Source organism: Streptomyces sp. NPDC127084 (genome assembly GCF_042724175.1).
Lineage (GTDB): Bacteria > Actinomycetota > Actinomycetes > Streptomycetales > Streptomycetaceae > Streptomyces.
Genome location: NZ_JBHXFA010000091.1, coordinates 24,135 through 31,434 on the forward strand (window position 1 = coordinate 24,135; position 7,300 = coordinate 31,434).

The following is a 7,300-nucleotide window of genomic DNA, read 5'->3' on the forward strand; positions in this document are numbered from 1 at the left end:
GCTGGGGGGGTTTCTCCCCCCGCCCCCCCCGCCCTGTGGTTTTGCGGGGGCCCCCCGGCGGGGGGGGGGGGGGGGGTCCGGGCCCCCCCCCCCGCGTCAGGCGGCAGGAGCCGCGGGCGCTCACGTACGTGGCGGCAGCCGGTGCAACGTCACGTGCGTCAGCGCCCCACCGGCGATCTCGACCGTCATGTACGTGCAGTGCGGCTGCCGTCGGCGGTCCGTCGGCGAGCCGGGGTTCAGCAGCCGCAGCCCGCCCTCTGCCGTGCTGTCCCACGGGATGTGGCTGTGCCCGAAGACGAGTACGTCCAGATCCGGGAACCGCTCGGCGCACCGCCGTTCGCGGCCCTGTGCGGCACCCGTCTCATGTACGACTCCGAAGCGCAGACCGCCGAGGTCGGCGCGGGCGACCTCGGGCAGCCGGGCGCGCAGCGCGGGTCCGTCGTTGTTCCCGAACACCCCGATGACGCGTTCCGCGCGCGCTTCGAACAGATCGAGGGTCGCCTCGTCCACCCAGTCGCCCGCGTGTACGACGGCGTCGGCTCGCGTGATCTCCGCCAGCAGGGGGTCCGGAAGCCGCCGGGCGCGCTTGGGCACATGGGTGTCGGATGTCAGCAGCAGCCGCATGATCTCTCCTGTGGCGTGGCCGGACGTGGTGGTGCTGGCCCCACCATGCGGTAAAGGGACTGCCCCCGTCTCGTCCGGATGGTCGCCCCATGGCTCCGAAGGCCCTGGGATCCGTACGTTTCTCCAGGTCAGAGCAGTCCGTCGAAAGACCGGAGAGCGAGATGCCCCAGGCCACCGTCATCGCACACGTGGGCGCGCCGCAACCGCCGCCCGGCGGATCCACCGCCCGGGCGGCGGGCAGTGACTTCACCCCACTCCTGCGCACCGCGAAACAGCGGGGCCTCCTCGAACGCCGCACCGGCTGGTACGCGCGCACGATGGCGGCGAACGGACTGGGGCTGGTCGCGATCGTGGCGGGCATCGTCCTGATGGGCCCCTCCTGGTGGACACTGCTCCTGGCCGTGCCGCTCGCGCTGCTTTCGGCACGTGCGGCCTTCGTCGCCCATGACGCCGGGCACGCGCAGATCTCCCCGCACCGCCGGACCAGTCGCCTCATCCAGCTCGTCCACGGGAACCTGCTGCTCGGCATGAGCCAGGACTGGTGGAACGACAAGCACAACCGCCACCACGCCAATCCCAACCACCTCGACAAGGACCCCGACGTCGTCCCCGACATCCTGGTCTTCAGTGCGGAGCACGCGGCAGGACGCAGCGGAGTACGGGGGTGGCTCACCCGCCACCAGGCCGCGCTGTTCTTCCCGCTGACCACCCTCGAAGGGCTGGCGCTCAAGGTCTACGGCTTCCGGCACGTCTTCGGACGGTCGCCGATACACCGCCGTGCGTCGCTGAGCGCACGCGTGGTCGAAGGCGGCCTCCTCGTGGCACATGTCGCCGGGTACTCCGCCCTGCTGCTGTCGGTTCTCACCCCTTTCCAGGCACTCGCCTTCGCCCTCCTCCATCAGATGCTGCTGGGTCTTCATCTGGGCATGGCCTTCGCCCCCAACCACAAGGGCATGGAGATGCCGGACGGGATCCACGGCAGGGACTGGGGCCACCTGCAGCGCCAGGTCCTGACCTCCCGCAACATACGCGGCGGCATCCTCACCGACTGGTTCCTGGGCGGGCTCAACTACCAGATCGAGCACCACCTCTTCCCGAGCATGCCGCGGCCTCATCTGCGGCTCGTCCAGCCACTGGTCCGCGCACACTGCCGCAGGCTCGGGCTGCCGTACACGGAGACCGGTCTCATCGACTCGTACCGCCAGGCCCTCGGCCATATGCACACGGTGGGAGGAGCACTCCGTGAGGGGGAGTGACGCGAGAACCCGGGGGAGAAGTCCGGCACGCGGGGAACCGAGGACGGTGTGGAGGCGTTCTACCGGCAGGTGCGGCCTCGGGGCCGTAAAGGAGGCATGAGATGTCCACAGGTGCGAAGATCGCCATCGGGGGAGTGGCCGTGGGCCTGCTCCTGATCCCGCTGATCGGATTCTGGATGTCGCTGCTGGTGATCGTCGGGGTGCCCGCCGTGGCCTACTTCGCGCTCGACCCCTCGCAGCGTCGCCGGCTCAGGAGGATCAACCGCCGGCAGATCGGCCGGTGACGCGCGTGTAGGCCCCAGCCGGGCCGTACGGCTCACGTGAGCCGCACCCCGGCTGGGGCCGTTACGGGCTCAGGCGGGCCGTACGGCCATCTTGTCCAGGGCCGCCAGCAGCCCGGGCAGCTCGGGCCCCCGGCCCACGGGCAGCACCTCGCCCGGCTCGTCGTCGAGGAGCACGAAGGCCATGTCGTCGGTCCGGGCCACCACGGACCAGCCCGGTCCGTCGGCACGGAGCATGCGGGCTCCGTCCGGAGCGAAGGTGGACCTCACACGCCCGAGCGGCGGGGTCTCGTCCACATAGCCGTGCAGCTCCTTCAGCACTCGGCGGACGCCCTCGTGCCGCGGGCCCTTCCGCTCCTTGGCCTTCTCCGGTTCCTTCTCCGGTTCCTGCCCCGAATCCTTCTCCGGGGCCTCTGCCGTGCCCTTCTCCGGCTTCTCAGGCTGCCCGGAAGCCACCCTGTCGGCCACCCGCTGGCGCCACGTCGACCACTGGAGGGCGAGCTCGTCCGCGCCCAGCCGGCGCTGAGCGGGTCCCCAGACATCCGTCGGGGGAGGCACCAGAGGGGGTCGGCCCGCGTCCGCCTCGGCCGGGTCATGGGGGGCGGGGACACCGGGGGCGACGGTCGCGACATCCAGCGGCCAGCCCGGCAGGACCACGACCACGCTGCGGTCACTGGGTGACAGGTCGTACTCCATGCCGCAGTCCCAGGACGCGATCGCGACCGCCACCAGCGACACGTCATCCACGACGACCGTCCAGCGGGCGCCCTCGGCATCCTGGCCGAGGACGAGCCCGTACCCGTCCTCGTACGGTTCGAGTCCCAGGGCCGCGCACGCCTCCGGAAAGTCGTCACCGAGCACACTCGGGAACTGCGCGGGCGTGAGCAGCAAGGCCGTCAGCACATAGAGCGTGTCGTCGTCGGCGACCTCTTCCGTCCCGCCCACCGCACCCTCCCCTATCCATTCGTTCGTCGGCGCACCCTAACCAGGGGTCGGCCCCTCCGTCGAGTGCCTACGGCGGGGAAAATGACCGAAGGGTGAGGAGGTCAGGGCACCGGCAGCCCGAGGAGGTTGCGGGCCACGGTCTGTGGCGACTCGCCCCGCTCGCGGGCGAGCACGATGACGGCCCGGCATGCCAGCTCGTTCACGCCGAAGGACAGGGCCTCGGGCGACACCCAGCCCGATGCCTCGTCCATGCCCTGCTGATCGTCTTCGGCACACGCGGACACGTAGGCAGCCGCCGCCTCGAATATGTTGTGCCGGCGCGCTCGCGCCTCAGGAGCCGGGGCTGCGTTCCGCCCTTCGCCCCGTCCGCCTGCGAGCAGACCGCGGATCCTCTCCATCGCTCCGCCGATCACCCCTGGCCCCTTCCCGAATGCCGCGGCCGGCGCTCGTTCGGCCGACTGCTCACTCACCCGTCTCACGGACACCTGTGCGAGGAGTCTTCCCGGATTCGGGCCCCGAGCCACACGGTCCGGGGGTTCGCGGAACGGTTTCGGCCCTGTCGTTCAGTCCTGGCGCACGGCCAGCGCCAGAAACCGCGTGTCCTCGTCGACGTACGAGACCAGCTGCCAGCCCGAAGCGGCCAGCAGCCGGGTGAGCCGGGGTTCGGCCCGTAGATCGTCGTCGGACAGCTCCCTGCCCTGCCGCGCGGCGAGCGCGGCACGTCCCAGGGGGTGGAACAGCGCGAGCCGTCCACCGGGGCGAACCACACGTGCCAACTCTCGCAGATCGGCCTCCGGCTGGGACAGATGGGCGATCAACCCGGCGGCGAACACCGCGTCGAGTGCCTGCGCGTGCAGCGGCAACCGTGCCACGTCGGCGAGCAGCAGCATGCCCGCCCCGGCCCGCCCGGCGTCGTCGGCCGCGGCCAGCATCTGCGGTGTGAGATCGACCCCGATCACCGTGCCGTCAGGCCCGACCGCTTCCCGCAGCAGAGGCAGGGCCCGCCCCGTGCCGCAGCCCGCGTCCAGGACGGCGTCCCCCGAGCGCAGTCCGAGTGCGGCGACGCCGACCGCGTACGCCGGCCCGTCGTGCGGGAAGCGCGAGTCCCAGTGCGCAGCTCGCGCGCCGAAGAACTCCTGGACGTGTGCGTGGTCGTCGGCCATGGGGACATGATCCCGCACCGGCGCGAGAACATGCGCTCGATGGATCTCGAGGTAGAAGGATCATGAAATCGATGGAGAACCGATTCATCGGCATCGCCGAGCTGCCTGCCGCCCCGCCCACCGCTGTTGTCGTGGTGGTCGACGTGATGCGCGCGTTCACCGTGGCCGCGTGGGCTTTCGCCCGGGGCGCGGACAGGATCGTGCTCGCCGAGTCGCTGAACGACGCCCTCGCTCTCAAGGGCCGCCACCCTGACTGGGTGGCGATCAAGGACGGTCCGCCCGCGGACGGGTTCGACACCGTCAACTCGCCCGGGCTGCTGTGCACCGCCGACCTCAGCGGGCGGACCGTGGTGCAGAAGACCACGTACGGGACGGCGGGCGTACACGCCGTCCACGGCTCGCCGCTGGTGCTGTGCGCGAGCTTCGTCGTGGCGGGGGCGACGGCCCGTCTCCTGCGCGAGCGGGACCGGCGCGGCGAGGGCGTCACGTTCGTGGTCACCGGGGACGAGGGGCGGGCGGAGGAGGACCTGGCCTGTGCTCGGTACATCGCCCGCAGAGCCGCCGGGGCCTGTGACGACCCCGCCAAGTACCTTCGCCGTGCGGCCGAGTCGGATGCAGCCGCCACTCTGACCGACGGCGTACGTCGCGGGTTCCCCGGAGTCCACGGCGACGATGTCGCTCTCTGTCTCGAAGCCGACCGGTTTCCGTTCGCCATGGTGGCCGCACGGGAAGGCACGCTCACGGTGCTGCGCCGCCGACCGGTTCCCGCGTCGCCGCTTCGGGCGCCCGATCCGAGCTGAGACACCCTCACACGGCCGGTATCCGATGCGGTGGCTACCGGCTCGGATGCCATCCGCGGCGTAGACCGGCCTCGGTACTGGTACGGATCGCTATCGGGTTGGGCTGAGCTGGTCCTCCGTGCTTTCGGGGCCCACGGTTCGTAGCTGTGAAGCCGTGTGACGGACACCTGGTTCGCCATCGATCAAGGTTCCTGACACTCTGATCGCCATGAACGCGGACCCCGTCGACCAGGCCCGGCGCCTGGTGCGTGACCGTTTCCCCAACGCGCTTGCCGCGGTCCTCGGCGGGTCGGTGGCTGCGGGGCGAGCCACTGCCGGCAGCGACCTGGACGTCGCGGTGCTCATCGGGGACGACGGTGAGACCTGCCGGGAGACGATCCGGTTCGAGGGACGTGTCGTGGAGCTGTTCGTCCACACCCGTGCCGGTCTCGCGGATCTCTTCGCTGCGGACGTCGCTTCACGTCGTGCGACCCTGCAGAGCGTGTATGCCACGGGTCTCATCCTGGTCGATGCCGCTGGGGAGGCTGGTTGCGCCCGTGCCCGTGCTGAGGCGGACCTCCGCAACGGCCCTCCGGCGCTGGCACCGGAGGTGGTCGAGACGAAGCGGTACGGGCTGACGGATGCTCTGGACGATCTCGCCGATGCCGGCGACCGGATCGAGGGTCTGGCGGTGGGCGGGTACGTTCTCAGTGCGGCGGCAGATCTGCTCTGCGACTACCACCAGGCATGGATCGGCGGTGGGAAGTGGCTGCCGCGGCGCCTTCTGGAGGCGGACGGGGAACGTGGGGCCGCCCTGCTCGAAGGACACCTGCGGCTGTGCACGTCCGGAGACCCGACACCCGTGATCGACGCTGCGTCACAGATCCTCGCCCTCGTCGGCGGCCCTCTTCGCGAGGGCTATCGCAGGACTTGGCGCGGTGTCATCGAATCGGTCACTGCGGCGTCCGGGCGTTGACGGAAGTTCATGACCGTGTGGGGTCGCCGGGCAACGACCTCGGCATCCCGACGAGGTCCTGGCCATCGACGGCCAGGACGCGAGTTGGTGCCGGCACAGACCGGTACTCGCGCAGTTGAGTACGCAAGCCCACCAGTACCAGGGCCGGAACCGATCTGCGCACCCGTTCGAGCTCGGTACGATCGTTCAGAAACATCTCTCTGTCATATTCCAGCAGCTTTCGAAACGTACCCCCGCGCCGTGCCCCTGCCAGGACTAGCGTCCCTGAGCCATGGGACACCTGGACCACGCCACCTTCGGCTGGCTGACACCGGCGCTGTCGTACCTCATGGCATGCATCGGCGCCGCACTCGGCCTGCGCTGCACCCTCCGGGCCCTGGAGACAACCGGGCGCTCCCGGCGCAATTGGCTGATCACCGCCGCATCCGCTATCGGCAGCGGAATCTGGACCATGCACTTCGTCGCCATGCTCGGCTTCGGCGTGGTCGGCACCGACGTCCGGTTCGACGTGCCGCTGACCATCCTCAGCCTGCTGGTCGCCATGGGTGTGGTCGGCTCCGGTGTGTTCGCCGTCGCACACGGTCGTGACCGCGGCCGTCACCGCGGCCGTGCTCTGCTGCTCGGCGGACTCACCACCGGACTCGGCATCGCCGGCATGCACTACCTCGGTATGGCCGCCCTGCGGCTGCATGGGACCTTGCGCTACGACCCCTTGCTGGTCGCGCTCTCCATCGCCATCGCGGTGGTCGCCGCGACCGCCGCGCTCTGGGCCGCTCTCAGCATCACGGCACCCCTCGCGGTCGCCGCCGCCTCACTCGTCATGGGCGCGGCGGTCAGCAGCATGCACTACACCGGCATGCTCGCGTTGACCGTGCAGGTCGAACCTTCGCGCGAGGTGCTGCCCGGGGCCACGACGACGCAGTTCGTCTTCCCCCTCGCCGTCGGCCTCGGGTCCTATCTCTTCCTCACGGCCGCGTTCGTGGCCCTGTCACCCACGGCACGCGAACGCGCGGCCTATGCCTCTGCCGGGCGTACCCCCGGACCGGCCGCCGCACCGCGCTGACGCCACGCACCAGTCGCTTCCACGCCACGCACGCCGCACCCACCGTCCCCTCCGGAACGAAGAGGCCATGCGCACACCCCGCAGCACCCCCGGCGCAGGTACGCCACAACCGCCCGGCGGCCCCCAAAGCTGGGGGGCGTGGCCCCCCCCCCGCCGGGGGGGCCGCGAAGCGGGGCCCACGGCGGTCGTACAAATTTTAGATCGGGAGGGGGA

General features: G+C 70.8%; 9 protein-coding genes. 5 read left to right on the forward strand and 4 right to left on the reverse strand.

Going from position 1 to position 7,300, the window contains the following annotated elements; translation table 11 throughout:
* Positions 1-120 precede the first annotated feature (120 nt).
* Positions 121-624, reverse strand: a complete 504-nt coding sequence (locus ACFWI9_RS21155) for a metallophosphoesterase family protein (protein ID WP_387164133.1) — start codon at positions 622-624, stop codon at positions 121-123.
* Positions 625-785: 161 nt separating this feature from the next.
* On the opposite strand from ACFWI9_RS21155, the gene ACFWI9_RS21160 reads away from it, so the two are divergent.
* Both ACFWI9_RS21160 and ACFWI9_RS21165 read left to right on the forward strand, forming a co-directional pair.
* Positions 786-1,880, forward strand: a complete 1,095-nt coding sequence (locus tag ACFWI9_RS21160; protein WP_387164148.1) for a fatty acid desaturase family protein — start codon at positions 786-788, stop codon at positions 1,878-1,880.
* A 101-nt stretch (positions 1,881-1,981) separates the two neighbouring features.
* Positions 1,982-2,164, forward strand: coding sequence for a hypothetical protein (locus tag ACFWI9_RS21165; RefSeq protein WP_387164135.1), 183 nt, complete (start codon positions 1,982-1,984; stop codon positions 2,162-2,164).
* 69 nt (positions 2,165-2,233) lie between these two features.
* Here ACFWI9_RS21165 and ACFWI9_RS21170 read toward each other — a convergent pair whose 3' ends face one another.
* The 3 genes from ACFWI9_RS21170 to ACFWI9_RS21180 form a co-directional block, all read right to left on the reverse strand.
* Entirely contained in the window at positions 2,234-3,106 is an 873-nt protein-coding gene (locus ACFWI9_RS21170; protein ID WP_387164137.1) for a hypothetical protein, read from the reverse strand.
* 101 nt (positions 3,107-3,207) lie between these two features.
* Entirely contained in the window at positions 3,208-3,504 is a 297-nt protein-coding gene (locus tag ACFWI9_RS21175) for a hypothetical protein (protein ID WP_387164149.1), read from the reverse strand.
* Between the two features lie 165 nt (positions 3,505-3,669).
* A complete protein-coding gene (locus ACFWI9_RS21180) occupies positions 3,670-4,269 on the reverse strand; it encodes a class I SAM-dependent methyltransferase (RefSeq protein WP_387164139.1) in 600 nt (199 codons plus the stop codon).
* 71 nt (positions 4,270-4,340) lie between these two features.
* Between ACFWI9_RS21180 and ACFWI9_RS21185 the strand changes: the two genes are divergently transcribed.
* From ACFWI9_RS21185 to ACFWI9_RS21195, 3 genes are all read left to right on the forward strand, one after another.
* The gene (locus ACFWI9_RS21185) at positions 4,341-5,069 is read left to right on the forward strand and encodes a 2-phosphosulfolactate phosphatase (RefSeq protein ID WP_387164141.1); all 729 of its coding nucleotides are present in this window, start codon (positions 4,341-4,343) and stop codon (positions 5,067-5,069) included.
* A gap of 208 nt (positions 5,070-5,277) precedes the next feature.
* Positions 5,278-6,024 (forward strand): nucleotidyltransferase domain-containing protein, encoded by a 747-nt coding sequence (locus tag ACFWI9_RS21190; RefSeq protein WP_387164143.1) that lies wholly within the window; start codon positions 5,278-5,280, stop codon positions 6,022-6,024.
* 271 nt (positions 6,025-6,295) lie between these two features.
* A complete protein-coding gene (locus tag ACFWI9_RS21195) occupies positions 6,296-7,087 on the forward strand; it encodes an MHYT domain-containing protein (RefSeq protein ID WP_387164145.1) in 792 nt (263 codons plus the stop codon).
* The last annotated feature ends 213 nt before the right edge of the window (positions 7,088-7,300 follow it).

What these genes read in the sequence shown, in the direction of transcription:
- ACFWI9_RS21160 (WP_387164148.1), top strand. Translation starts at nt 786, where the DNA reads ATGCCCCAGGCCACCGTCATCGCACACGTGGGCGCGCCGCAACCGCCG.
- ACFWI9_RS21190 (WP_387164143.1), top strand. Translation starts at nt 5,278, where the DNA reads ATGAACGCGGACCCCGTCGACCAGGCCCGGCGCCTGGTGCGTGACCGT.
- ACFWI9_RS21165 (WP_387164135.1), top strand. Translation starts at nt 1,982, where the DNA reads ATGTCCACAGGTGCGAAGATCGCCATCGGGGGAGTGGCCGTGGGCCTG.
- ACFWI9_RS21180 (WP_387164139.1), bottom strand. Translation starts at nt 4,269, where the DNA reads ATGGCCGACGACCACGCACACGTCCAGGAGTTCTTCGGCGCGCGAGCT.
- ACFWI9_RS21185 (WP_387164141.1), top strand. Translation starts at nt 4,341, where the DNA reads ATGGAGAACCGATTCATCGGCATCGCCGAGCTGCCTGCCGCCCCGCCC.
- ACFWI9_RS21195 (WP_387164145.1), top strand. Translation starts at nt 6,296, where the DNA reads ATGGGACACCTGGACCACGCCACCTTCGGCTGGCTGACACCGGCGCTG.
- ACFWI9_RS21175 (WP_387164149.1), bottom strand. Translation starts at nt 3,504, where the DNA reads ATGGAGAGGATCCGCGGTCTGCTCGCAGGCGGACGGGGCGAAGGGCGG.
- ACFWI9_RS21155 (WP_387164133.1), bottom strand. Translation starts at nt 624, where the DNA reads ATGCGGCTGCTGCTGACATCCGACACCCATGTGCCCAAGCGCGCCCGG.